At 45.5% G+C, this 26,648-nt stretch carries 21 protein-coding genes; 13 read left to right on the forward strand and 8 right to left on the reverse strand.

Features of this window, described 5'->3' with window-relative positions; genetic code table 11:
* Nucleotides 1-185 precede the first annotated feature (185 nt).
* Both bfr (IE070_RS04435) and bfr (IE070_RS04440) read left to right on the forward strand, forming a co-directional pair.
* On the forward strand, nucleotides 186-659 hold the full coding sequence (bfr, locus tag IE070_RS04435) for a bacterioferritin (protein ID WP_189480893.1): 474 nt from the start codon (nucleotides 186-188) through the stop codon (nucleotides 657-659).
* On the forward strand, nucleotides 659-1,126 hold the full coding sequence (gene bfr, locus IE070_RS04440; RefSeq protein WP_189480895.1) for a bacterioferritin: 468 nt from the start codon (nucleotides 659-661) through the stop codon (nucleotides 1,124-1,126). The genes bfr (IE070_RS04435) and bfr (IE070_RS04440) overlap by 1 nt, the downstream gene beginning before the upstream one ends.
* A gap of 116 nt (nucleotides 1,127-1,242) precedes the next feature.
* Here bfr (IE070_RS04440) and IE070_RS04445 read toward each other — a convergent pair whose 3' ends face one another.
* Nucleotides 1,243-1,803 carry a hypothetical protein gene (locus IE070_RS04445; RefSeq protein WP_229796925.1) on the reverse strand — a complete coding sequence of 187 codons (561 nt, stop codon included), beginning with the start codon at nucleotides 1,801-1,803 and terminating at the stop codon, nucleotides 1,243-1,245.
* Nucleotides 1,804-2,211: 408 nt separating this feature from the next.
* Here IE070_RS04445 and IE070_RS04450 point away from each other — a divergent pair, with 408 nt between their 5' ends.
* From IE070_RS04450 to IE070_RS04460, 3 genes are all read left to right on the forward strand, one after another.
* A complete protein-coding gene (locus tag IE070_RS04450) occupies nucleotides 2,212-4,701 on the forward strand; it encodes a TonB-dependent receptor (protein ID WP_189480900.1) in 2,490 nt (829 codons plus the stop codon).
* Between the two features lie 62 nt (nucleotides 4,702-4,763).
* On the forward strand, nucleotides 4,764-6,104 hold the full coding sequence (locus tag IE070_RS04455; protein ID WP_189480902.1) for a 5-methyltetrahydrofolate--homocysteine methyltransferase: 1,341 nt from the start codon (nucleotides 4,764-4,766) through the stop codon (nucleotides 6,102-6,104).
* A gap of 332 nt (nucleotides 6,105-6,436) precedes the next feature.
* Nucleotides 6,437-6,994, forward strand: coding sequence for a metal-independent carbonic anhydrase family protein (locus IE070_RS04460; RefSeq protein ID WP_189480904.1), 558 nt, complete (start codon nucleotides 6,437-6,439; stop codon nucleotides 6,992-6,994).
* 121 nt (nucleotides 6,995-7,115) lie between these two features.
* Here the strand turns inward: IE070_RS04460 and IE070_RS04465 are convergent, their stop codons facing one another.
* The 4 genes from IE070_RS04465 to zigA form a co-directional block, all read right to left on the reverse strand.
* Complete coding sequence (locus IE070_RS04465; RefSeq protein WP_189480906.1) at nucleotides 7,116-7,790, reverse strand: response regulator transcription factor; 675 nt, start codon at nucleotides 7,788-7,790, stop codon at nucleotides 7,116-7,118.
* Nucleotides 7,771-9,378 (reverse strand): sensor histidine kinase, encoded by a 1,608-nt coding sequence (locus IE070_RS04470; protein ID WP_189480908.1) that lies wholly within the window; start codon nucleotides 9,376-9,378, stop codon nucleotides 7,771-7,773. Before IE070_RS04470 ends, IE070_RS04465 begins: the two co-directional genes overlap by 20 nt.
* Nucleotides 9,379-9,472: 94 nt before the next feature.
* On the reverse strand, nucleotides 9,473-10,078 hold the full coding sequence (locus IE070_RS04475; protein WP_189480910.1) for a DUF1826 domain-containing protein: 606 nt from the start codon (nucleotides 10,076-10,078) through the stop codon (nucleotides 9,473-9,475).
* A gap of 2 nt (nucleotides 10,079-10,080) precedes the next feature.
* On the reverse strand, nucleotides 10,081-11,286 hold the full coding sequence (zigA, locus tag IE070_RS04480; RefSeq protein ID WP_189480913.1) for a zinc metallochaperone GTPase ZigA: 1,206 nt from the start codon (nucleotides 11,284-11,286) through the stop codon (nucleotides 10,081-10,083).
* Between the two features lie 506 nt (nucleotides 11,287-11,792).
* On the opposite strand from zigA, the gene IE070_RS04485 reads away from it, so the two are divergent.
* Together IE070_RS04485 and IE070_RS04490 are read left to right on the forward strand one after the other, a co-directional pair.
* On the forward strand, nucleotides 11,793-13,847 hold the full coding sequence (locus IE070_RS04485) for a TonB-dependent receptor (RefSeq protein WP_189481257.1): 2,055 nt from the start codon (nucleotides 11,793-11,795) through the stop codon (nucleotides 13,845-13,847).
* 160 nt (nucleotides 13,848-14,007) lie between these two features.
* Nucleotides 14,008-16,881, forward strand: coding sequence for an insulinase family protein (locus IE070_RS04490; protein WP_189480915.1), 2,874 nt, complete (start codon nucleotides 14,008-14,010; stop codon nucleotides 16,879-16,881).
* A 230-nt stretch (nucleotides 16,882-17,111) separates the two neighbouring features.
* Here IE070_RS04490 and gorA read toward each other — a convergent pair whose 3' ends face one another.
* Nucleotides 17,112-18,467, reverse strand: a complete 1,356-nt coding sequence (gorA, locus tag IE070_RS04495; protein ID WP_189480917.1) for a glutathione-disulfide reductase — start codon at nucleotides 18,465-18,467, stop codon at nucleotides 17,112-17,114.
* Between the two features lie 153 nt (nucleotides 18,468-18,620).
* On the opposite strand from gorA, the gene prlC reads away from it, so the two are divergent.
* The 5 genes from prlC to IE070_RS04520 all read left to right on the forward strand — a co-directional run bounded on the left by prlC (nucleotide 18,621) and on the right by IE070_RS04520 (nucleotide 23,360).
* Entirely contained in the window at nucleotides 18,621-20,684 is a 2,064-nt protein-coding gene (gene prlC / locus IE070_RS04500) for an oligopeptidase A (RefSeq protein WP_189481260.1), read from the forward strand.
* Nucleotides 20,685-20,780: 96 nt separating this feature from the next.
* Complete coding sequence (locus IE070_RS04505; protein WP_189480919.1) at nucleotides 20,781-21,266, forward strand: hypothetical protein; 486 nt, start codon at nucleotides 20,781-20,783, stop codon at nucleotides 21,264-21,266.
* 58 nt (nucleotides 21,267-21,324) lie between these two features.
* A complete protein-coding gene (locus IE070_RS04510) occupies nucleotides 21,325-22,026 on the forward strand; it encodes a DNA-3-methyladenine glycosylase I (protein WP_189480921.1) in 702 nt (233 codons plus the stop codon).
* Nucleotides 22,023-22,778, forward strand: coding sequence for a class I SAM-dependent methyltransferase (locus IE070_RS04515; protein ID WP_189480923.1), 756 nt, complete (start codon nucleotides 22,023-22,025; stop codon nucleotides 22,776-22,778). Before IE070_RS04510 ends, IE070_RS04515 begins: the two co-directional genes overlap by 4 nt.
* A 108-nt stretch (nucleotides 22,779-22,886) precedes the next feature.
* Entirely contained in the window at nucleotides 22,887-23,360 is a 474-nt protein-coding gene (locus IE070_RS04520; RefSeq protein WP_189480926.1) for a peroxiredoxin, read from the forward strand.
* Between the two features lie 238 nt (nucleotides 23,361-23,598).
* On the opposite strand, the gene IE070_RS04525 is transcribed toward IE070_RS04520, so the two are convergent.
* A complete protein-coding gene (locus tag IE070_RS04525) occupies nucleotides 23,599-24,558 on the reverse strand; it encodes a glycosyltransferase family 2 protein (RefSeq protein WP_189480928.1) in 960 nt (319 codons plus the stop codon).
* 235 nt (nucleotides 24,559-24,793) lie between these two features.
* On the opposite strand from IE070_RS04525, the gene IE070_RS04530 reads away from it, so the two are divergent.
* Nucleotides 24,794-25,534, forward strand: coding sequence for a glycosyltransferase (locus IE070_RS04530; RefSeq protein ID WP_189480930.1), 741 nt, complete (start codon nucleotides 24,794-24,796; stop codon nucleotides 25,532-25,534).
* Between the two features lie 80 nt (nucleotides 25,535-25,614).
* On the opposite strand, the gene IE070_RS04535 is transcribed toward IE070_RS04530, so the two are convergent.
* Nucleotides 25,615-26,643, reverse strand: a complete 1,029-nt coding sequence (locus tag IE070_RS04535) for a glycosyltransferase (protein WP_189480932.1) — start codon at nucleotides 26,641-26,643, stop codon at nucleotides 25,615-25,617.
* Between the last annotated feature and the right edge of the window lie 5 nt (nucleotides 26,644-26,648).

Here is a 26,648-nt window from a genome sequence, read left to right on the forward strand (position 1 = left end):
AATATCACAAACGAAGCGGCTTGCGATTGGTAACCGATTTATAAGATAGGTCGCAGGAGTTAACAAAATCACCAGTAGTAATGCAAAGCATTCTTAATTGTATATCCATGATATTAAACAAATTTTTGCTAAAAACGGTTCATTGTACTATGCTTGCAAACTGTATGCGTTAGCAGGAGTTGATTATGCAAGGCCATCCACAGATATTAAGTAAATTAAATGAAGTGCTTACCGCTGAACTCACATCCATTAATCAGTACTTTTTACATGCTCGGATATATAAAAATTGGGGGTTAAAAACCCTTAATGATGTTTGCTATAAAAAATCGATTAAAGATATGAAGCAAGCTGATGCCTTAATTGAACGTATCTTAATGCTAGAAGGCTTACCAAATCTGCAAGCGCTGGGTAAATTACGCATTGGTGAAGATACCCCTGAAATGTTGCAATGCGACTTAGACTTTCAGATTGAGCAATTACCGTTATTAAAAGAAGTTATAGCCCTGTGCGAGAGCCTACAAGATTATGTTAGCCGCGATTTGCTAACAGACATTCTGGAAGATGAAGAAGAGCACCTAGATTGGTTAGAAACGCAACAACATCAGATCACGATATTAGGTTTAGAGAATTATCTGCAAGCGCAATTAGGGGGTGAATAATGCAAGGAAACCAAAAGATCATTGCTGCCTTGAACACATTATTGGCGAATGAATTAGCAGCAATGGATCAGTATTTTATCCATTCTCGCATGTACCACGATTGGGGCTTACAAAAGTTATTTGTGCGTATTGATCATGAGTTTGATGATGAAAAAGGTCATGCTTCTGCGCTAATCGAGCGAATTATTTTTCTCGGTGGCACCCCAGACATGACGAAACGTGATGCCATTCATGTTGGGCAAGATGTTCCTGCCATGCTGCAAAACGATTTAAATGTTGAATATACCGTGCAAAAACTGCTGAAGCAGACTATGGCGTTATGTGAGCAGGAACAAGATTACGTTACCCGTAATATGTTACAGGGATTGCTAGATGATACAGAAAATGACCATGCGCATTGGTTGGAGCAGCAATTACGCTTAATTAAAATGTTGGGTTTACCAAATTATCTACAGGCGCAGTTATAAGTTTTAACTTGGTTTGTTTAGTATGTTTAACAGCGTTAAAGTGCATGGATGAGCAGTTCTAACACAACGTTTCATGACAAACGTTGTGTTATCACCTGTTACTTGAGCAAGCTTCTTCAGTGCTGCTCAATACGGATATATAACCATTGAAAGCGGATTGCCTGTTGTTGTAACCAATGATAACACGCACGCGATAAGCAATCGGTTGTTTGACAGTGTAAAGTGTGACTATTGCCATGCTCCCACGACTGCAGAATTTTAAAATGTCCTTTTGGCATTGTTCCTTGCCGACTTAACCATTCTGACAACTTTGCCGGAGCAATTTGCCCAGTATTTATTAGTTCTAAGGATGCCAGTGCCTGACATAGTGGCACCTGTTGCGATTGAAAACGCACAGCTTGGCAACCGGTTAAGTGCTGTTGGGTTAACCACAGTGCAATTTTGCTATAACTATTCTGTGGCTGTACCTCCAGTATGGATGCTGAGTTAAAGTGGTTTTGCTCACTTTCCAACGTTATTTCAAACTCATAGCCTAGATAGCATTCATTTAAACAGCGAAAATCTAAGAAGCGCAAATGGTACCAACCCGCATCGGTCGGAAATAGTCGATGCTGCTGGCAAGGCTGCTGTATTGCGGTTGGGTCACGTTGTAATGAGGGCCAGCATTCCGCGACCAACCCGAAAACCTTTCTGAGCATCGGCTTACTGAATAACAATGCATTTCTCCAAAGCACAGGGGGTAAACTATTCAAAAATGCGCGGATTTGCATTACCCCGAAGATGCAGTGCGAGCCACAAAGATCAAAAAAATCTCTTATTGATTCTCGACATCCGTTAATGGGAAGTATAATCATTTACTGCATTAATGCAAATGATTATCATTATTATATATTTGTGTCTCAAGTGATCATCTCGGTTGTGGGCTGTTATTAGACGGTGCATTGTTACCTCTTTTCCTTCAAGTCTTAGATTGACTCTCTTTTTCCACTAACGAAAGTACTGTATTGTTATGTTATCACATTGCTGTTATATTGTTATGATATAACATTGTGTTGATGGCTAATGATATTCTTCTCGGAGGAAAAATGATTAAGAAAAGTGCGTTAGCACTCTTAGTTGCGGCAGCGGTTAACGCACCGTCGGTATGGGCGAATTCAATTAGTGGTGTCGTTAAAAATGCGCAGGGTGCACCTGTGGCCAATGCCGAAATTAATGTAATTGGAGCAGCTGCCAGAACGGTATCTGATGAGCAGGGGCGTTTTACATTAACTGGCGTACCGGTCAATCAGGTCGAGTTGCATATTTCCGCAAGACGCTATGGTCATGCTAATGTTGAATTAACGGTGCCTTCTTCAGGTGTAAATAATGTCGAATTGGTTATCCAAGCAAGCACACTAGAAATTATCGATGTTACTGCCAGTCCCTTACATGCTTCAATAACCGAATCGGCTTTACCCGTGAGTGTCTTAGCAGGTGATCGTTTAAAGATGCAGCAGGCAGCAACGTTAGGGGATACCTTGCGTAAAGAAGTAGGGGTTCATTCTAATTTTCATGGCGGTGTTGCCAGTAGTCCAATTATTCGTGGTTTAGATGGTCCTCGCGTACTGATTATGCAAAATGGCCTTGATGCCGGTGATGCCTCTCGAGTAGGCCCTGATCACAGTGTGGCAACCGAAGCCAGTACTGCAACGCAAATAGAGGTATTACGTGGCCCAGCAACATTATTTTATGGCAGTGGTGCCATCGGTGGTGTGGTTAATATTGTAGATGAACGCGTGCCCACTAGCAGTACACCTCGTGCTGAATGGCTAGCAGAATTACAAAGTGTTGATTCGGCTAAGTTAGTCGCTGGCTCATTAGTTAATGGTAATGATAAGTACGCCGTTTATTTAGATGGTTTTTGGCGTGACACCATTAATTACAAAGCACCAGGTGATTGGCAGGGCGAGTTGCATGCCGAGCATGATGAGCATGCGGATCATGATCATGGCCATGAACACGATCATGAGGATGAGCATGCACATGACTCTGCTGCTGCCCGCCGCATTGCTAACACGGCGAGCACCAGTAAAGGATTCACTGTGGGGGGGAGTCGCTTACTAGAGAACGGCTTTGTGGGGCTCTCTTACGGCAGATTAGATCGTGAGTACGGCATTCCCGGCCATAGCCATGGTGGAGGGGAAGAAGAAGTACTCGCAGATAAGCAACAAGATCGCCTGCAATTGCAAAGCGAGTTGTTTTTTACCCATCCTTGGATCCGCCAAGTGAATAGCCGTTTAGCCTTTACCGATTATCAGCATGCTGAAATCGAAAATGGCGATGTTGGCACGGTGTTTAAAAATAAAAGCCACGAAGCACGTTTTGAAGTATTGCATCAACCGTTCTATCACTGGAAAGGTGGCTTGAGTGTGCATTACAAATACAGTGATTTTGAAGCGGTAGGCAGCGAGGCTTTTACACCACCGTCAGAAACAACCATTTTAGCGTTAGGTTGGATGACTGAACGGCATTTCGGACCAGTGTTGGTGCAGTTAGGTGCCCGAGTTGAACAAGTTGATTTAACGGCTGCACAGGTGCGGTTGCCAGAATTACCCTTGCATGCCCATGGTGGGGATGCCCATGAGCATGATCACGATCATGATCATAGTTCTGGTGTTGAGATTACACGCATTTTTGCTGTGGACAATCGTTATGCGCCTACCAGTTTTTCAGCCGGTTTAGTATGGGATTTTGCTGAAGGTTATAATCTTGGTGTGTCGGCTTCACGGTCTGAACGCGCACCTAGTGCGGCAGAATTGCTCTCGTTTGGGCCACACATTGGTACGCGTAGTTATGAAATTGGTTCATTGTTTCAACTTAATGCCGATCAAGATGGCTTTGAGTTAAACCGAAATGTTTTTGATATGGAATTATCGCGTAACCTTGACCTCACCCTACGCAAATTTAACGGCGATTTTGGTTTCGTATTAAACGCGTTCTACAATCGCGTAGATAATTATTTCTATCAACGTAATACCGGGTTATTTGCTGAATTTACGCATGAGCATGGCGAAGAAGAGCATGATCATAGTGATGATCATCAACACGACCACGACCACGACCATGGCCACAGTCATAGCGATGAACTGCCTGTGTACTTATTCGCTAACGAAAATGTTGATTTGCATGGTTTTGAAGCACAGTTTGTTTGGCAGCTTAGCGAGCCTTATCGTTTAACGGTTCAAGGTGATTATATTCGTGCTCGCCTTCGTGATGGCGGTGAATTACCGCGTACACCTCCTTTGCGTTTGATGACCGAATTGGCTTATCAAGGTAATCACTTTGATGCCGATTTCAGTATCAGTCGCTACTTTAAGCAAGAAAAAACTGCAGCGTTTGAAGACGCATCTGCTGCATACACCTTGGTTGACGCCAGTGTTAGCTACCGCTTTAACTTAGGGGCACAAGACCTAGTTGCTTATGTCAAAGCGCAAAACTTAACCGACGAATTGGCGTTAGTGCACACTTCCTTTTTGCGCGATATCACACCGTTACCTGGTAGGAATTTCTCAGTCGGTATTCGTGGCACATTTTAAATCATAACGAAAAGGCTGCTGGTTAAAGCAGCCAATAACAGTGAGAATTAGAGGAAATATTTATGCGTTATACAACGCCTTTACGGGCTATTTCAATAGCGGTGAGTGCGGCTTTGCTGGTTGCTTGTGGCGATACAGAAATCAATATCAATGAACGCGAGCCAGTCGTTATTGAAAATCCTGAACATGATCACGATGCCGTGAATACCCACGGTCGTTTAGTGATTTCAGCCTTAGATTCTGCGTATGTGCAAGTATTAGCGCTGCCAGCTAAAACCGAACTTGACAGCTTTTTAGTTACGGCAACGCCAAGTGCGCTTTATGCTTCTGGTGATTATCGGTATGCCGCAGTGGTGCAACGCACCCAAGATCGGGTTAACTTTATTGATGGCGGTTTATGGCAAGAAGATCACGCCGATCATTTACACGATTACGAAGCAGAACCGCGCTTAATGCCCTTCCAGTTAACGCAAGTTCGCCCTACACATTTTACGCAAGCTGAAGGTCAATTAGCCGTATTTTTTGACGGCAACAGTGTAACGGGAACCCCCGCAGGTGTGGCGGTTTTAACTGATGCTGATATTGGTGAAGATCGTACAGATTATCCAGAACTCACTTATGATACGCATCAGCATGGTGCAGCTCAGCCAAGAGGTGAATTTTTAATTAGTACAATTCGTGATGTCAACAGCAGTACCACACTGCCTGATAAGGTTGGATTGTATCATCAGCACAGTGAGCATTACGACCTAGAGCAAACCTTTACAGAAACGTGCCCTGGTTTGCATGGTAGTGCACAAAACCATGATTTCATTGCTTTTGGCTGTACTGATGGCGTGTTATTAATCGCGCAAACGGGCTCGACATTTACAGCAAGTAAATTGGCAAATTCCGACGCGCTAACCGGTTCGATGCGTATTGGTTCTTTAGGCGGCTTCCATAAGGCTGAGCATTTCGTGGGGTTTGCGGGTACAAGCATGTTCGCCATTCATCCAGAGGAGGGTGAAATGGTGGCGTTAGATTGGCAACCGGGTAATGCCACGGCGATTACCGGTTATGGTTTTGCTGAACAAGGTGAGAAGTTTGTATTATTAGACAATACCGGCACGTTAACCATTTTTAACTACCATGGCCATGATCATGCGGGACAAAATGCGTTTGAATTTGACAGTAAGCTTGCATTAAACACTAGTGCTAATGCCTTACCTACGGGGAGTCGTTTTGAGTTAGCTATTTCGGCAAGTGATGACAAAGTGTACGTGACCAATCCGATAACACGACAGTTAATGACGATTGATCTCCATGACGCTGAAATGGTGAGTGAAAAACCATTACCTTATATCCCTGGTAAATTAGTGTGGTTGGGGATTGCGAGTCCAGCAGACGCGCATCACGATCATTAATGTACGCCTACTAGTGCGTGTAGCGATGCGTGTTTCTAAGTAAAGGTTGCTGAACGCTTGCTGCCACATAGCAATGTTGGCTGTGCGCTCCAATAATGTAGTTCCTTGGTGTTGTTTTGCCGCGTAGCCTTGTGTTGCGCGGTTTTTTTATGCGGCAAGCGTAGGGATGGCAAGCAAGCGCTGTGCGCGTTCATGTTAATTTAATCTATTATCCGCGTTCTGTTCATCTTAAGTCCGCTTTGACGTTAATACTGGTCTTTTATACTTATCTCATCAAGCAATAGCTCGGTGCCCTAGTTAGGGTTTACTTTTAGCAAACGTAAAAGGTATAGATGATGACGTTCACAAAACTTACTTTACTCAGCAGTGCACTGTTTTTTGCAACCTTGAGCCATGCCACAGTAGCCAACAAAAGCCCAATTACGGAGGCAGAGTTACAAGCCGCTCAGCAAGCGTGGGGCAAAGCCTTAATTAGTATCAGCGATGCATACACGCAAGGCGGTCGTGCGCAAGCAGAACAAACCGCACGCGCCGTGTTAGATGCAGCTTACGGCTATAATTTAGGCGCTGTTTTATTTAAACCTACCCTAACCAGTGGTGAACAAACGTTTCGTACCACTTATGACGGGGCATTAGCGTACTTTGTCGGTGGCAACAGTACTTATGCAACTGATAGCGGTTTTGCCTTAAAAGGGTGGCAAGGGTATGAATTTACTAACGCGGCCGTGCATATGAACGGCGATTTAGCCTTAACCATGGGCCATGTAAAATTGACTAACAAAGACGGTAGTGTAACCACGGTAGATAAAACGTGGGGTTTCAAGAAAGATGACAACGGCGCCTTGCGCATTGTGCTGCATCACTCTTCGTTACCCTACAGCGCTAACTAAGTGTAACGTTTTTGCCACGAGTTCCCATTGATGCTTTGGCTGGTAATACCCTCTGGTTACCAGCCCTTTTTTTACCTAAATTTTGCAGCAATACCCTTATCGCGCAGCACAATAAACCCACTCATTCTTGCATAATGGCATAGCCTAACCCGCGACGCGTATGCAGTAATTTAACCATATGATCATCGTCAATTTTTTTCCGCAAACGCGCTAAATACACGTCAACGATATTGGTTAAGGGATCTTCGTTTAGGCCCCACACATTCGTTAAAATCCGCTCTCTGCTATATACTTTACCGCTATTGCTCATCAAGAGTTCTAAAATGCCCAATTCTTTGGCTGTTAAGCTAAGATCTTGACCAGCACGTTGCACCCGCATGGTGTCGAGATCTAGAATTAAATCGGCGACCTGCAATTGTCTTTTATGTTCGGTATGGTTACTGCGTTTGGCTAAAGCTTCAATGCGGGCAAGTAACTCTTCAAAATGAAAAGGTTTACCTAAATAATCGTCGGCACCTGCACGCAAACCTTTTACCCGCTCATCCACCTCAGACAGTGCGGACAGAATTAAAATACGCGCGGTGATTTTTTGGCTGCGCAGTTGCTGACAAATCGTTAAGCCATCCAAGTTAGGCAGCATTCTATCTAACACAATAACGTTGGGTTCAAATTGTTTAACTGTGTCTAGGGCATGGGTGCCATCGGTTAATAGTAAGGTCAGGTAACCCTCTGCTTTTAAACCACGGGATAGGAAACTGCCCACTTTTTCATCATCTTCAATAATGAGAACTTTCATCTATTACTCCGTAAAATAAAGGCAAGGTAAGTGTTACTTGGGTGCCGTTAGGGGTATTGGCGGCTAAAGTAATCGCACCATCGTGTGCTTCCATAATCGCACGGGCGATACAGAGTCCAATACCCAAGCCATCTGGGCGAGTTTGTCTGGCTTCGCTACTACGATAATGACGTTCGAATAAGCGGGCACTATCTTCAGGCGTGATACCAATGCCCTGATCAATCAACGTTAATGTCAGCTCTGCTTCAGAAACCTTAATAAGTAATTGCACATGCGGAGTTTGCTTAGCGTAATGCTTGGTATTTTCGGTAATGATCCGTAATACACTGGTAAATTTTTCAGCATCCAGTAGCAACCAATATTCATCAATTTCTTGCGCTTGCACTTGCCAACTCACCGTAAACACAGGTTCTAATTGTTGGCGTACCGTTTGTTGCGTTTGCTGCAAAAATACCGGTAAGGCTAGGGCATGCAGTTGGACTTGCAGTAATTTATCCTCGCCCCGCGCCAGCATAAGCAAATCATCAATCCGCCGGCTTAATTGTTGCGTTGCCGCCAAAATACGCGTAAAGGCTTCTTGATACTCACTGCTACTTTTGGCGTGGCCACGTAAGCTAATTTCGGCTTCACCCTGAATTGTGGTGGTTGGCGTACGGAGTTCATGGCTTATATCGGCTAATAATTGTTTTTGGCGAAACTCGGCTTGATGTAATTGCTCCAAGGCATGTTGTAATTGTGCTGTGCGGTCTTGCACTAATTTTTCGGCAATATGCTGACTTTGCTTTTCTTTCTCAGCAAAATCGGCGATATACCCTGACATTAAATTAAACTGTCGGGCAAGTTCAGCAAATTCAGCCGGGCCGGTTTCGCTAATTCGATGATGAAAATGCCCTTGTTGGAGTTGTTTCGTACCATTGAGTAATTGTTGTAATGGACGGCTTAACGCTTTCGATAAATGATAGCCAATTACAATCGCAAAAATAACCCCGGCGAGGCTAATCAGTGCAATTGTCAGTTTGACACGTTTTACCGCTGTTAAGGCTTCTTGTTCGGTAATACTCGCGCGTTGTTTTTGCTGAGCAATAGCTTGCTGTAGCAGCTCAGATAAGTCTGTATCTTGGAATTTATCAAACAAACTAATCAACACACGCCAGCGCTCGGTATCATTTTGATATTGTGCAATTTCACGTGTCTTTAAAGCATTTTCTAATGTTTGTAGATTGGTTTGCAGTAACGAAATCACTTTGACTTGCTGCATGGTGTGCTGTAAGTCCAGTTCGTGATTGTTTAATACTTGATCACGTATAGCGAGTTTATCAAGGGCATCCAATTGTTGCTGCATACGCACAAACAAGGTATCCCGAAATGACGTATTGGCATCTTCGGTAATAAGGTATTCGGCTAGCCATACTTTTAGGCGCTGTTTATCTGCACGCAAAGAAATAAACTCTGACAGCATTTGATTCGCAACGCGATTACGTTCTGTATGAAACTCTGAGTTTTGATGCGCCCAAAACGCGATAACCGACTGCAGTAACATGATCGCCAATAAGATACAGAGGGTTATAGCCAGTTTGCGCAGATACATAACAACGATACTCAACAATTATTGAGTATTCAGTATAAAGATTCGCCGCACGATGATCATGAAAAACAGGTTAACAATGACGACTTTTACCGTATTACCAAACCGGATCGAGCGTGAGTAACAAGCGAGGCAGTGCCAAACTGGGCGAGCGATGGCTTATGGCATAAGTTTGCATACCTTCCCAACCACTTCCTTTTAATAAACCGACATCGCCATGTTGCATAGTTTGGCAAGGCGCTGCTACATCTAATGGCCCAGCATGCCACTCAGTGGCAGGGCCTACGTAGGTACTGACTAAACGACATACCAGATGATCGGTATGAAATTTTGGGCACATCGGCTGTTGTAAAACGTTTAAACGTAGCCCAATCTCAGAGCAGTCCATTAAGCAGCCAAACATATCGGCAAGCTGTTGGATATCATTAATAAATGCGCTTTTCCCTATTACCTCGGGGAGAACTCTATCTAGTACCTCATTAATCTCGTGCAAAGCTAATCGGCGCTGTAAAGGTAGCTTAAGTGCTACCAGCAAGTGCTGAGCATACTGCTGCACTGGCTCAGTCAATTGCCGCTGCCAAACGCTGAGATTCACATCAGCCTCAAAGATATCGGTTAACACCGTAATATCACTGCCCTGAGACTGCCTAGCATTTTGCCATTGCAGGTCAGGGGGCAGGATTTTAAAGCTAGCTGCACGCATCGTTATTCAGTCTCTATCGAACCCTCAAAGGGGTTTGCTAACTGCTGCCAGCGGGTGATACCCATAGCGAGCTCATTGTCGGTAAGTAGTGCCGTCGCTAATTGTGCTTGCATAGCGGGTTTATCCAGTTGTTGGCCAATAAACACTAATTCTTGACGACAATCGCCATAGGGCTCCGTAAACTGCGCCATAATCGCTGCCTGCGATTCGGCATCCTCTGGCCATTCATCGCGCGGCACGGCCTGCCAGAACAAGCCCGCCATGCCATAGCGGGCAATGCCACCGGCCTGATGCCATTGCCAGGCATAATCGGGCGTTGCGGCCAGCCAAAAATAACCTTTAGAGCGCAGTAGTTTGCCTGTTGGCCAATCTTGATGTAAAAAGTCATAAAAACGCTGTGGATGAAACGGCCGCCGCGCGACAAAGCTAAAGCTGCTAATGCCGTATTCTTCGGTTTCTGGGGTATGCTCACCGCGCAGCTCCTGCAACCAGCCTGGCGCTTGTGCGGCCTGTTCAAAGTCAAATAAACCGGTATTGATCATCTCCGACAGTGCCACCTTACCGTGTTCTGCTAACAGTTGTCTGGCTCTGGGGTTTAGCGATTTTAAGATGGCTTGTAATTGTGCCAGCTCCGCTGCATCGACTAAATCGGTTTTGCTGATCACCAGCACATCACAAAACTCGACTTGTTCAATTAGTAAATCGGCGATGCTGCGCTCGTCATCTTCGCCGAGACTTTCGCCAGCGCTGGCCAGATCATTTGCTTCTTGATAATCCTTCAAAAAGTTAACCGCATCGACCACGGTAACCATGGTATCCAGCCGAGCGATATCCGATAGTCGGCTACCGTCTTCATGTTCAAAGGTAAAGGTTTCAGCAATCGGCAGTGGCTCGGAAATGCCAGTGGATTCAATGACCAAATAGTCAAAGCGGCCTGCTTTGGCCAGTTTGCCAATTTCCAGCAGTAAGTCTTCGCGTAAGGTGCAACAAATACAGCCGTTGCTCATTTCGACCAGCTTTTCTTCGGCGCGGTTAAGGCTAACATCTTTGTTAACTTGAGCGGCATCAATATTAATTTCGCTCATATCATTCACGATTACGGCAATACGCAAGCCCTCACGATTGTGCAAAATGTGATTAAGCAAGGTCGTTTTACCTGCACCTAAAAACCCAGACAAGACGGTAACGGGTAAGGCCAACTGAGTCATAGTGCAAAAACCTGCTAAATATTGATATGTTATAGTGTATCAATTATAGCGCTGGCGCAGGGCAAGTCCAGCAGATTCTTTTGAACAGAGGTTATCTCCTGCAAATATCAGTAGTTAACCTCTGCGAATAATGATGGCATGAATGCGTTTGGGATTTAGTTCTTTGCAAAGTATCAATAGTAACCAGGTTGTCATTAGGTAATTGTTTGTAAATAAGGTAATGGCATAGGGCGTGGTTTATTGACATTAAAGCCGTTATATCGATAAGCGATATTGTGGAGTTTACGTGCGATGAATATACCGAAGCCATCTCTAAATTAAATCAATATCGTGATAGTATCACATTGCCAACGTGTACCAAGCCGTTCTTCAATATGATGTCTAATGCATATTAACTGCCTAGTTTTTGTTACAACCTGTCTGTTATCCAATTGATAGGGCAATACTTGCAGTGGTATTCGCTTCGTTTTAGTATGCGGCAACTTTTAAAAGGTGAATTAATTGTGATGTTTAGAGTAGCCAAAATCTCGTTTGCGGTCGTTACCGTGCTGGCGCAAAGCCAATTAGCCTATGCTGAGAACGCCGAAACAATAGCATCAGCAGAAGATAGCAAGCTAGAACGCATTGAAGTCAGGGCCTATGGCTTAAAACGTGAAGTAGTGGAAATGGCCGGTCCTGTCACGGTATTGAGCGGCGAGGAGTTGCTGCGCCGGACCGACATTAGCATTGGTGAAACCTTAAAATATGAAGTGGGTGTGCATGCTAACTACTATGGCCCTGTCGCCTCACGGCCGGTGATCCGCGGCTTAGATGGCGCTCGGGTGCAGGTGGTGCATAATGGCATGGGTACCGGCGATGTCTCGCGCGAAGGGCCAGACCATACTATTACCGCCGATGCCGTAACGGCACAGCAAATCGAAGTATTACGCGGCCCAGCTACCTTGCTGTATGGCAGTGGCGCTATTGGTGGCGTGATTAACGTGGTCGATAATCGTATCCCACAGCAAATCCCTCAGCAAAGTGACACTATTCTACAAACCCGTTTTGGTACTGCCGCCAGTGACCGTAGCTTAAGCTTTGCCCACGATAACGGCGCAGAGCTGTTTGCTTGGCATATTGATGGTAATCTGCGCAAGGGTAATGATTATAAAGTCCCTTTATATCAAAACGATGCAGGTGATAGCAGCAAGCGTTTGCGCAACTCTTGGTCAGAGCATCAAGTGCTTAATCTAGGCTCCAGTTATATTGCTGAGCGGGGATTTGTAGGCGTCAGTTATGGCGTGATTAAAACCGAATACGGTTTGCCAGAAGGTCCCGCGGCAGAATACGAAGAAGGCGAATATATTAAGCTGAATCAGCAGCGTGTAGCGCTGGCCTCAGAATATCGGCCAGTAGACAGCCTGTGGCAAAGTGTTACTGCCGATATTGCCTTAACGGATTATGATCATGCGGAATATGAAGGCGGTCAACCAGGTACTGAATTTTTAAGTGAAGCGTTAGAGTTACGCAGTACCGCTACCTACGAGCTAGCAGAAAGCTGGCGCGGTATTGTCGGTTATCATGGTAATTTACGTGATTATCAGGCCTTAGGCGATGAAACCTTTACCCCAAATACCGACACCGACAGCCATGCGCTTTTTATGCTGCATGAAAAACGCTTTGGCGTGGTAAAGCTAGAGTTTGGTAGCCGCTATGAGCAGCTTATCCATCAAGCCTATGAGTTAGAGGATAGCCTAGGTAGCCGCGATCTTGAGCAAAAGTTTAATCTATTCAGCTGGTCTTTTGGCGCGGTGTACGATGTCCAGCCCAACCAGCAATTGACTTTATCTTATAGCCAAGCGCAGCGCGCACCAGCAGCAAATGAGCTGTATGCTAACGGTATCCACATTGGTACCCGCTCTTATGAGATTGGGGTAGGTTATGATGTGTCCAATACCAATGGTGTTGCGCAGATTATCCATAATCCTAATCTTGCCAAAGCTGAGCAGGCAAACAATATTGATTTGGGGTGGCGCGGCCAATTTGCTGATGTTAGCACCAACATTAATTTGTTTTACAACCAAATTGATAACTACGCCTTTTTAGCTAACCTTGGTTTTGAGATTGCCGATTTTGCGGCTTATCAATATCAGCAACAAAATGCCCGTTTGCACGGTATAGAAGCCAGTATCAGCTGGCAAATTACCCCTGAGCACCAAGTTACCTTAATTGGTGATACCGTGGTCGCGCGTTTGCGTGATGGCGGTTACTTACCGCGGGTTCCGTCCTACCGTTTAGGCGCTGAATATGCTTATCGGGCTGATAGTTGGGGCGGGCAGCTTGGATTAACGCATTATGGTAAACAAGATCGCTTAGCCGAAAATGAAACCCCCACTGCTGGTTATACCGTGGCAGAGGCCGGGGTTAACTATTATCTTGACTGGCAACAGTACGAGCTAATGGCCTTTGCTAAGCTGCAAAATATCACGAACCGGCTGGGTTTTGTGCATAGCTCCTTTATTAAAGAAGATGCGCCCTTGCCCGGTAGGCAGTTGGTGCTAGGGTTGCGTTTAAACTTTTAGCCCGATTAACAGGCTGCTGGGATAATTGCCAAAAGCTTGTTAGCCAAGCCATGACACACTTTCTTACAAAAGCCAGCGCTCTCGTGCTGGCCTCTTGTTAGCTATTTCGTTAGTATTACGCTACTTAATTTTTACATTTAAAGTAAAAAAGGATAGCGTAATGAAAAAACTATTTGTAATCAGTGCTGTAGCCTTAGCTGTCATCACCGGCTGTGCACAGCAGGGCAACATCCCCGCTGCAACCGAGTTGCAACAACAGCAAGCCGCCGCCATTCTGGTTAGCCCCAATGATCAGCGCCAATATAAAACCCTCACCTTGCCCAATAAATTAGAAGTGATTTTAGTCTCCGATCCCGCGTCTGAGAAATCTGCCGTGGCATTAAGTGTTGGCGCTGGTATGCTACAAGATCCGATGACGCAGCAAGGTTTGGCGCATTATCTAGAGCATATGCTGTTTATGGGCACCGAACGCTATCCTGATCCCGCCGAATATGCCGGCTTTATGAGCCAACACAATGGGGCATACAATGCCTATACTTGGTTGGACATTACCAACTATATGTTTGAAATTAATAACAATGTGTATGATGAAGCGCTAGATCGTTTTTCTGACTTTTTTAAATCCCCCAAGTTTTACCCAGAGTATTCTGACAAAGAGCGTAATGCGGTAAATGCTGAACAATCCATGCGTCGCGAGCAAGATTTCTTAGCGCAATTTGAGCTTATGCGCCGTATGTTTGGTGATCATCCCTCCAATCGTTTTTTGGCTGGTAGTTTAGAAAGCTTAAGTGACAAACCTGACAGCAAATTGCACGACGAAATGTTGAAGTATTACGACAGTTATTATTCAGCTAATAATATGAAACTGGCGATGGTCAGCAATTTATCACTGGCAGAGATGGAGCTATTAGCACTGAAGCATTTCGCTGCGATTGAGAACAAAGAGATCCCGATCCCGAAAGTGACAACAGAGCTGGATAATACGCTTTTCGGCAATAAACGTATTCATTATGTACCAAACCAAGACTTAAAGCAGTTACGACTGGACTTTACCATTCGAGATAACTCGAACCAGTATGCAGTAAAACCTAATGAATTTGTTACCTATTTGCTGGGTTCAGAAATGCCTGGTACCGCAGCTGCCCAGTTAAAAGCCGCGGGGCTTATTTCCAGTTTGAATGCGTCAGTAACCCCTGATTTATATGGTAACTATGGAAATCTTTCTATCGATATCAATCTCACTGATGCCGGTATGCAGCAACGTGAAGCCATTACCGCAGTGGTGATGCAGTATCTAGATTTAATTAAGCAGCAAGGTGTAGACAGCAAGTACTATAGCGAAATTAAAACCAGCTTAAACAACCAATTCCAGTTTTTAGAAAAAACCGATGGCTTTGGTTATGCCTCGCAATTAGCGGCGTCTATGTTAAAGCTTCCGGTTAAAGATACCGTTGCTGCGCCTTATATTTACGAGCGGTTTGACGCTGCAGCAATTAATGCTGTGCTAGAACAACTGATACCAGAAAATATGCGTGTTTGGTATATCAGTAAGCAAGAGCCGCATGATAGTGAATTGATCCGCCATGTGGGTAAATACAAAATTGTCGATATTAGTGCTGAAGAGCGTGCCGCATGGCAGCAACCGTTAGTGCCATTAAACCTGCCGCAAATTAACCGTTTATTACCCGAGAGTTTTGCGATTAAAGCACGTTCAGCGCAGCAAAAACCGGAGTTAGTATTAGAGCAAGCCGGTATTAAAGCGTGGATTTACCCAAGCCAAGTTTTTGCTGATCAGCCTAAAGGGCGCTTAGATATTGTTTTTAACAGTCCAGCAGCGCAGCAGGATATTAAGGCGCGTGTTGCCTTCTCACTGTGGCGTGATTTGTATAATTTAGAGCAAAGTGCACTGCGTACCGAAGCTGGCGCGGCGGGTATCGTTGCGTGGTTAAGTGATGGTAATGGATTAACACTTAATCTGGATGGTTTTACGGATAAACAGCCTTTATTACTTGAGCAATTACTTGCGGGTTTAACGCCAAATATCACAGCTGATGGTTATGCCCAAGCCGTCGATCGTTATGTGCGTGGGTTAGCCAACCAAAGCCGACAAGTGCCTTTCCAACAAGCGTTCTGGGCCTTCAGTAGCTTATACCGCGGCGGTAATTATAACCCAGAGCAATTAATCGCCACCGCTAAGGCAATGAGTGCAGCAGATCTGCAGCAAATTATTGCGCAAACCTTAAAGGCTAATCAGGTGCGGGTCTTCGCGTTTGGTAACTATGATAAGCAAGATGTGACGAATTTAGTCGCAAAATTAAGCGCTGCTCTCCCGCAAGAGCGCCAAACTACAGATTATACGCAAAGCCCATTTTGGTTACCTGCTGCAGGGCAAACAATCGTATTACAGCGTGATATTGATGTAACTGATGTGGCCTTGGTTGACATGCATGTACATCCAGAAAAAGGCATGGCAGCGCGTGCTGCGGCCAGCGTACTGGCTTCGCATTTTTCTAATCAGGCGTTTGATAAGCTGCGTACCGAAGAACAATTAGCTTATGCGGTAGGCGGCACGGCGATTGATCTTAACGATTACACTGGTTTTGGTTTGTACATTCAAACGCCAGTTAAAGGCCCAGCTGATATGCAGCAACGCTTTGACGAGTTTAAACAGCAATACTGGGAAACCTTACAGCAGGTTACGCCTGAACAATTTACAGCGTTAAAACAAAGTCTGTTGGTGAGTTTAAACGAGCCACCAAAGAATTTAGCAGAAGAGATGCAACCTATTGTAAGTGATTGGTATCGTGAGCGCTTTACGTTTGATACCAGAGCCAAGCTTATTGCTGCGGTAGAGCAAGTGACATTAGAAGATGTGAAAGCGTTTTACCAGCAAACCTTGTTGAACCCGCAAGCGGCCCGCATTTCTGTGCAAATGCGTGGCACCAGCTTCCGCGAACAACCGTTTGCCACCTTGCCAAACCAGAAGCAGGTTACCGATATAGCCGAGTTCCAAAAAACCATGGCTAAACAATAAGGTTTTGATGTTACAGGGCGTTTAAAACCTATAAGGCCGCAGTCATTAAACACTGCGGCTTTTTTACGCCTTTAACTACCTGTTTTAGTTCTGCTTTGTCGCCAGCCGTTTTGGGCAAGAATGACTCACGTTTAAAATAATAAAGCGTCGCATGATGGAGATCGACAGCCTGTACAGTGACAGAACAGCGTAACTTTTGTCGTTAAAACCAGGTTGCGCGAGCAGTTGGTTTATCGCATCGTCACAAACTCTTCGGCTGACGTTGGATGCAGCGCTACAGTGGCATCAAAATCGGCTTTAGTCGCACCCATTTTAATGGCAACGGCAAACCCTTGTAGCACCTCGTCCATGCCTTCACCAATACCATGTAAACCTACCACTTTTTCGTTCTCGCCCTGACAGACCAGCTTGAACGTGCTTAATGCGCGATGCGGTGTAATAGCGTTATACATGGCGGCAAAGCTAGAACGATACACTTTGATCTGCTCTTTGCCGTATTTGGTTATTGCTTCGGCTTCGGTTAAGCCAATAGTACCGATAGGCGGATGGCTAAAAACCACCGTTGGAATAAGGTCATAATCCATATGCGCATCGGGCATATTTTTATTAAATAAACGTTCGGCCAGCATCCGGCCAGCTTTTACCGCCACCGGAGTAAGCTGTGCTTCACCGGTAATATCGCCTACAGCGTAAATCCCTGACACATTGGTATTTTGATATTTATCGGTACGAATATACCCTTGTTCATCCGTCTTCACGCCCGCTGCAGCCAAGTTAATCTTGTCCGTGGCGGGTTCGCGGCCGATGGCCCAAATCAAACAGTCAACGTTAAATAAGATACTGCCGTCTTTAAGATGCACGGTTAAGCGATCTCCCGCGGCAGCTTCAACTTTTACCACGTCGCTTTGAGTATGTAATTGCAGTTTATCTTGCTGCATACGGCTAAGTAGCGCATCAGTTATATCTGTGTCGAAGCTTCTAAGTGGCCGATCCCCGCGGATTAATAAATGCGTATCCGTACCCAGTGCATGTAATACCCCAGCAATTTCTACTGCAATATAACCGGCTCCAACCACCACAGCTTTGGTGGGTTGTGTGGTTAAGGCAAAAAAGCCATCTGAATCAATACCTAGCTCGGCACCAGGAATATTGGGTCGGCTAGGTCTGCCACCAACGGCAATAGTGATATGATCGGCGCTGATGAGTTCGCCATTCACCTCTACCGTATTTTTATCTACAAAGCGGGCAAAGCCCTCAATCAGGTCAACACCATTACTGGCAAAGCCGCGCTGATAAGCGCCATGTATGCGTTCAATATAGGCCTCGCGGTGCTGCACTAAGGTCGCCCAATTAAACCCTTGCTGGGTTAAGTCAAAGCCATAGCTGTTGCTGTATTTAATCGCTTCAGCAATATGCGCGCCGTACCACATCACCTTTTTGGGTACGCAACCTACGTTTACGCAGGTACCGCCAACGGCTTTTGCTTCAATCACGGCAGCTTTCGCGCCACGCATAGCCGCACGATTGGCTGAGGCAATCCCGCCGCTGCCAGCACCAATTGCAAGATAATTATAATGACGCGTCATAAAGTAGCCTTATTAGAAAATATACCGAAGCCAATACGTGTAGATATAGGGTGCAGGTTTACAGAATGCAAGGCTAAATCGATGGGCGACCTTGACAAAAGCAGCCCAAAGCCCAACATTGCTAAGATAATGTTTTATTAGGATGCAGATGTGATGACCACGGTTGCCAGTGAAAATATCGAAAACCCGCTATTAACGTTTACCGATTTACCGCCTTTTTCTGCGATCACGCCAGAGCAGGTGAAGCCCGCTGTAGAACACGCCATTACGGTTGCTCGTAACGCTGTTGAGCGGGTCGTTGCGGCGCCAGATGTCAGTTGGCAGAGCTTAATTACTGAGTTAGAACAAGATAGTGATCGCTTAAGTAAATTGTGGTCGCCGGTGTCACATTTAAATTCGGTCGCAAACAGCCCAGAGCTGCGCGCGGCTTACGAAAGTTGCTTACCATTACTATCAGACTTCAGTACTTGGCTTGGGCAACATGAAGGCCTCTACCAAAAATATCAGCAATTAGCGCAAAGCCACGAATTTGCCAGTTTAACTACCGCACAGCAAAAAGTGATTACCAATGCGCTGCGCGATTTTAAATTATCGGGCATTGGTTTAGCTGATGACAAAAAACAGCGCTATGGCGAAATTCAAAGCCGTTTATCAGAATTAAGCTCGGCCTTTTCTAACAATACCTTAGATGCCACTCAAGCCTGGTTTAAACATATTACTGATGAGACCCAACTGGCAGGTTTACCCGAAGATGCGCGTTTAGCCGCCGCAGAAGAGGCACAAAATCGTGAGCTTACTGGCTGGGTGTTTAGCTTAGAATTTCCCAGCTATATTGCCGTAATGACCTATGCCGATGATCAGGCACTGCGGCAAGAGCTTTACAGTGCCTATTGCACCCGCGCTTCTGATCAAGGGCCAACCGCAGGCCAATTCGACAATACTGCCATTATTGAAGAAACCCTGGCACTGAAGCATGAATTAGCGCAATTGTTAGACTTTAACAATGCGGCTGAAGAATCGCTAGCAACAAAAATGGCGGAATCACCACAGCAGGTATTAGATTTTTTAACTGATTTAGCACAGCGCGCTAAACCGCAAGCCGAACGCGATCTAATTGAGCTGCGCCAATTTGCGCAAGAACAGTTCGGCGTAAGTGCACTGAATCCTTGGGATATTACCTATTATGCAGAAAAGCTTAAAGAAGCTCGCTATGCAGTATCCGATGAGCAATTACGGCCTTATTTCCCCGCGAATAAAGTGGTGCCAGGACTTTTCACGGTGCTAAATAAATTGTTAGGTATTAGTGTGCAGGTACGCGACGGAGTCGATGTATGGCATCCCGATGTACAGTTTTACGATATTTTTGCTGCCGACGGCACCCTGCGTGGCAGTTTTTATCTAGATTTGTACGCGCGTAGTAAAAAGCGCGGTGGTGCTTGGATGGATGATTGCCGTGGACGTCGCCTGTTACCTGATGGCCAATTACAGAGCCCTGTAGCGTATTTAACCTGTAATTTTAATAAACCGGTAGGCGGTAAACCGGCGTTATTTACGCATGATGAAGTGATTACCTTATTCCATGAATTTGGTCATGGTTTACATCATATGCTAACGCAAGTAGATGCGGCGGCTGTTGCCGGAATTAATGGTGTTGCTTGGGATGCCGTTGAATTGCCGAGTCAATTTTTAGAAAATTGGTGCTGGACGCCAGAGGGCTTAGCGCTGATCTCTGGGCATTACGAGAGTGGCGAGCCCTTGCCCGCCGATTTATTGCAAAAAGTGCTAGCAGCGAAAAACTTTCAATCGGCGTTGTTTTTAGTGCGCCAATTAGAATTTGCCTTATTTGATATGCGCTTACATGCGGATTATAACCCTGCCTTAGGGGCACGGGTACAGCAGGTACTTGACGAGGTGCGAAGCCAAGTCTCGGTGATCATTCCGCCACGTTTTAACCGTTTTCAGCACAGCTTTGGCCATATTTTTGCCGGTGGTTATGCCGCGGGATACTATAGTTACCTGTGGGCAGAAGTGCTGTCGGCCGATGCGTTCAGTCGGTTTGAAGAAGAAGGGGTGTTTAACCCTGTTACCGGACAAGACTTTTTGCATTGGATTTTAGAGCGGGGTGGCAGTGCTGAGCCGATGGAGCTGTTTAAAGGCTTCCGCGGACGCGAGCCATCTAATGAAGCCTTGTTAAGGCATATGGGGATCGCTAGCTAGCGAGGCGTAAACGTGCACTGTGGTCGGATGCTTCGATGCGGTGTAGCGGTTGATTCGCAATTATGACGCAAGCAAACGACTATTAAGGACTTTATTATGCGATTGTTCAAAGCAATCACTATCTTGGGGTTAACATTACCGCTTTTAGGGTGTACGCAAAGCCAAGTGATAGGGGAGGAGCGTATTGCGCCGAAACCCTTGATTGAGCAAATTGATCCACAAACGGATCCGGTACGTGCTATGCAGGCACACCGGCAACAGCAGGCAGCAGAGTTAGCTGATCCAGCCGTACTGCGCGCAGAAGTAATGCGTTTAATACGGGATACTGCTGCAGATAACGTGCAGCAATGCCTAGTCTTGCCGCTTGGGCATAAACCCTGTGGTGGGCCAGCAGAGTATGTGGCGGTATCGATAAAGGGGAAAGACGAAGGCAGCCTCTTACAAAAAATCAGTGCGTATAATCAGGCTGCGGAAGCAGATAATCTTCGAAAAGGCCTGATGTCGAATTGTGCTGTTGAAGATAAACCGGCGGTACAACTGGTAAATGGCAAATGTGTATTAGTTTCTGCGGTAACTCAATAACGTACACGCGGTGATAAACGGGGCTATAAGGGCCCCGTTTTTGTAAGGGAGACCACAAGTGGGGCAAGTGGAAACGTTTTCGGCAATTTTACAGCGTGCAGAAGCACGGAAAGGTGGGCCAGCGGCGTTGGCTGCCTTAGTGAGTAAACCTTTACCGGTGGCAACCTTGGCTGCCGTTGCAGACAATATATTATTGGCTGAGCTAACAAAAAAAGTCTTTCAATCTGGTTTTGTATGGCGCGTAGTAAGGCAAAAATGGCCTAGTTTTTGTGAGGTGTTTTTTGATTTTGACATTGAAAAGATGTTGCTGCTTAGTGACGAAATGCTCGAGCAAAAAGCACAAGATCCCCGCATTATCCGAAATTTAAGTAAAGTATTTACCATTCGCGACAATGCCTTAATGATTTACCATGTGCAACGTGAGCATGGCAGTTTTGCTAAGTTTATTGCCAATTGGCCCACTAACGACATTATTGGGCTGTGGGCATATTTAAAAAAACACGGTGCACGGCTTGGCGGTAACACAGGGCCTTATGCATTGCGTGCGATGGGTAAAGATACCTTTTTACTGACGCAGGATGTTGAAGCTTACTTAAAAGCGTATGGCGTGTTTGACGGTGGGATTAACAGCAAGCGCAGCCAGCAACAGATCCAGCAGCAATTTAACCGGTGGCAACAAGAATCGGGTCGTAGTTTGCAAGAGATCAGCCAAATCATCTCATACAGCGTAGGTGAAAATAGCGTAGGGATGCAGCAATGAGCGTTGCTACGCTTTGGCTTGATGGTCTTCCCACAGACTATGCTGACCACTTGATCCAGCGTTTTGGATTAGATCCCGCAACCGAACGTCCTTCCGGTTGGCACCTAGCCTGGGCCACGCAGCAATTGGTATTACGCCATACTGACTTGCCCAAGCAGGGCGATATTCTGGTCGATTTTGCCAGTGGTGCAGCCAATTATCGTCGGCAATTTGGTGGTGGTAAAGATGAAGCTATTGCCAAAGCATGTGGGTTAAACAAAAAACGCGATTTACGTATTATAGATGCTACCGCAGGCCTTGGCCGAGATGCGTTGGTGATGGCTAATTTAGGGGCGAGTGTCACCTTGGTTGAGCGCAATCCGTTGGTTGCGGCACTATTGCATGACGGGTTACGACGTGCAGCATTGCTCCCCGCCACTGCCGAACTTGCTGAGCGGATGCAATTATGTTTTTCTGCCGCGTCTACCGCACTGACTGAACTGCCAGCAGCCGATGTGGTCTATTTGGATCCGATGTTCCCACCCCGAGAAAAATCGGCCTTGGTCAAAAAAGAAATGCGCGCTTTTCATGATGTTGTCGGGAACGATACGGATGCGGATGCATTACTTCCCGCTGCGCTAGCGTTAGCCAGCTACCGGGTTGTGGTTAAACGTCCTGGATATGCTGATGTTCTAGCGGGCGTTACACCGCAATTGGTGGTGAAAGGTAAAAATAATCGTTTTGATGTTTATATAAAGCAAGCCATTAAATAAGCGAAGTACGCTTAAGTGCTTATAAAAATTACAGATTAAAGAGTACAGATTAAAGAGTACTGAGTACGAATCAAGATTCAAACACTAACCCAATAAGGATACATGCTCATGATTAAAGTAGGCGATAAATTACCCGAAGTCACGTTTTCACAATTAACGGCAGACGGTATGAAAAACCCGACAACTAGCGATGTTTTTGCTGGTAAAAAAGTGGTGCTTTTTGCTGTACCGGGTGCCTTCACGCCCACCTGTTCAGCGGCACATTTACCTGGTTATATCGCATTGGCCGATCAAATTAAAGCCAAGGGTGTAGATACTATAGTGTGTACTGCGGTAAATGATGCGTTTGTGATGAAAGCCTGGGCAGATAGCCAAAACGCTGAAGAAATTACCTTTTTAGCCGATGGCGGTGCTAGCTTTCATAAAGCCATTGGCCTGACCATGGAGACTGCAGATTTTGGTGGTGTGCGCTCACAGCGTTATGCCATGGTGGTTGAAGATGGTGTGGTTAGTTTATTAAATATCGAGCCGCCAAAGACGTTTGAAGTAAGCAAAGCTGAGATCATCTTAGCTGCGCTATAAACGATAGTGTTACACGACGATAGACGTTGTCGTCATATGGTGGGGCTAAGTCGCGGGTGACTATAGCCCCATTTGCTATTCAAAACAGGATTATGTGGCCTATTTATAAGTGCTAATGTTAGAACACCCCTAAGACGCACAGTCATCATGCACAACCAAACTGCACGGCTAAACTGCATAGCTAAAGTGCAAGGATAAAGTGCACGGATAGAGTCCGAAATCATAGCACATGAAAATACTACTCGGATTTATTCGGGCGATAGACGCTTCCCGGAAAGGTTAAGCGCCATTTTTTACGTATCGATAACCCCGGTGTTAGCCAATGGGTTAGCGCGAGTTTTCGTATATACCCTAAAAACGCTGGTGAAAGCGCCTCTTGTTGCTGTGTTGTTTTATGCAGTTTAAGTAATAAATAGGCCAAATTAAATTGCAAGATACCGCACCATTGTGAGGGTAACGCAGCATAGTGTTGTTGATTAGCCAGTTCGCTACTAAAGCTTTTTAGCGCCTGTAGCGAAGCCGGTTTTACATTAAACGTGGCACTGGCCGCATGTTCTCTGTAGCCATACAAAGGTTTTTTAATACAAAATACTGTTTGCGCGTACTGATACAATGCAGGAATCGCAATAAGGTCCTCGCAAAAACCGACGCCCAATGGAAAAGCAAAGTGAGGGATCTTATCTTTGCGATAAAAGCGTAATACTGAAAACCAACGATTGGCTTTAAACACGGTAAGTGCCACCTGGCGACACGGCTGTAAGCCGCTATAGCGATGTAAATAGCGCGCTTTACTGTGTGGTAAATCTGCCAGCGATCGAAAGCGCTTATAACCAATTTCAATTAAATCAGGTTGATGCTTGCTGATAACCCCTAACACGTTTTCGCTATAATCATCGAGCAAGACATCATCGGCATCAACAAATCCAATATACTGACCCCGTGCATGTTGAATCCCGCTGTTTCTGGCGGCACTAACGCCCGCATTCGCCTGCACAATAAGTTGATAGCGAAACGGCGCTTGAGACGCTGCGATATGTTGCTGGGCTATCGCAAGGCTATCATCGGTAGCGCCATCACAAATCAGCACGGCTTCTACCCCTGGCAATAACTGCTGTTCTAACGACGCCAGTAAAGGGACAAAGTTTTCGCCAACATTATAAAAAGGGACAATAAGTGATAAAGAGATTGTCTGGTCCATCAAATAACTGCTAATTGAATAAACATAATATCAAACCATGCTAGCAGCATTTTAGAAGCAGATCATCACTGCAACCGGCTTAACACAGCAAAAGACAAAATTTGAAAATATTGTGTCAAGCGCGCCCTGAACAGGTATTATTGTCCGTAACGAAGAAAAAACGCGTTTTTCGCGAACCATTTTTGCCTATTGGGCTCAGAACTGACCCAAAGTGCCGTCTGCAATAGAGGATTTTATGACTACAGTAAATGTGCTGTGTATTAAGTGGGGCAAAAAGTATGGCCCTGAATACGTTAACAAACTACATGCCATGGTGAGTCGTAATCTGACCTTGCCCTTTCGCTTTATTTGTTTAACCGATGACACGGTAGGCATTGATAGCCACATTGAGGTAAAAGATATTCCAGCGGTAGGTTTTAAAGACTTTGATGAGCGCCAACCTTGGACCTTTGGTCATGGCTGGTTGAAAGTGACCAGCTTTGCCGATCCACTGTATGATTTAACTGGCCCAACACTCTTTATCGATTTGGATGTGGTTATTGTCGATAATATCGATTGTTTCTTCCAGCCCAAGGGCGAGTTTTATGTGATTAAAGAGTGGGACAAATCAGATGACACCGGTAATACCTCGGTATACCGCTACGACATTGGTGCGCACAGCGACTTAATTGATTTATTGAAAAACCACAAAGAACGCGAGTTGGCTAAGGTGCGCAATGAACAGGAATTTGTTACGCAAAATCTGTCTAAACAAGGCAAATTGCAATATTGGCCTGAAGGCTGGTGCGTGAGTTTTAAACGCCATTGCTTACCTGGCGCCTTAATGTGCTGGTTTAAACCCGCTACCATTCCCAAAGGGGCTAAAATAGTCGCCTTTCATGGTAAGCCTAATCCGCCAGATGCGATTGCCGGCGTAAGCGGTAAATGGTATCGCCGGGTAATGCCAGTGCAGTGGGTAGCCGATTTATGGCGGTAATAGCCTTGGCATAGAATGTTGTGCACTTTAAATACAAAACCGCGCGAAATGCGCGGTTTTGTATTGTATAGATAAGGTTTTTACGTTTTATGCATGGGCTTCTGCTGCGCCTTAAGTTGTTGCTGATAAAAATGTAAAACCTCAGCCACTTTGGTGCTGGGATCAAATTGCGCCATAGCATAGTGTCGTTTTGCAATATCATGCTGCTGTTGCTGTAAACATTGTGCTAATTGTGCAGGATCATTTAGCGGCGCTAATGGGGTAGCAAAGTGCGGTTGTAAATATTTTGCGCCTTCTGATGCCGTTGCCACGATAGGTAAACCGGCATGCATCGCTTCTAAAAAAACTAAACCAAAAGGTTCTGTTTGCGCGGCACTCACAAACACATCAAAACAGGCCAGCCAATCTTGCGGGCAGGTGCTAAAGCCAGGCATGATGACACTTGCTGGCGCACTGTTGCGTAGCGCCTGCCAGCTTTTACCTTCACCAACAATCACTAAACGACTATTCGGGATCGCAGCTTGCAAAAACGCCTGTAACAGCACATCTTGCCCTTTGCTTTGCTCCACTCGCCCTAACGTACCAAATACAATCTCATTTTCTGCAATACCATATTGCTGGCGCAAGCGCTGGCGAGCATTTGGCGCTGCTGGTCGAGCAAGAGACCAATTATCAAGCTGCGTACTATACGGTTTTAAATGTGCAGGGATCGCTGCCAGTTGCCATGGCGCGATAGCAATAAGTGCGTCTAAATTGGCGTGTTGTTGTTTTTTATAATGAATATGTAAGGTGGCAACACGTAAACATAGGCCTTTTATCCCATGAAGTACTCTACACGCCGCACTTAAATGGGCATGTGCTACATCAGGCTGCAACTGGCGCAATAATTGGCGAGCACGGTAAATGGCCAGCCATTTAAAACCAGCAACCTGTACTACCTTTACCTTGTGAGAAACGCGATGCGCGATAGCATTAGGCCGATCTTCAGCGCCGCGTTTATGTAAGATCAGGGTAACGTCATGGTGCTCAGCTTGTAAATTTGCGAGCTCAACGGCATAGCGTTCGCTACCAGCAAAACTATGAGTCAAAATGATGTGTACAATTTTCATCGTAG

The sequence above is a fragment of the Alishewanella tabrizica genome, assembly GCF_014652375.1.
GTDB lineage: Bacteria > Pseudomonadota > Gammaproteobacteria > Enterobacterales > Alteromonadaceae > Alishewanella > Alishewanella tabrizica.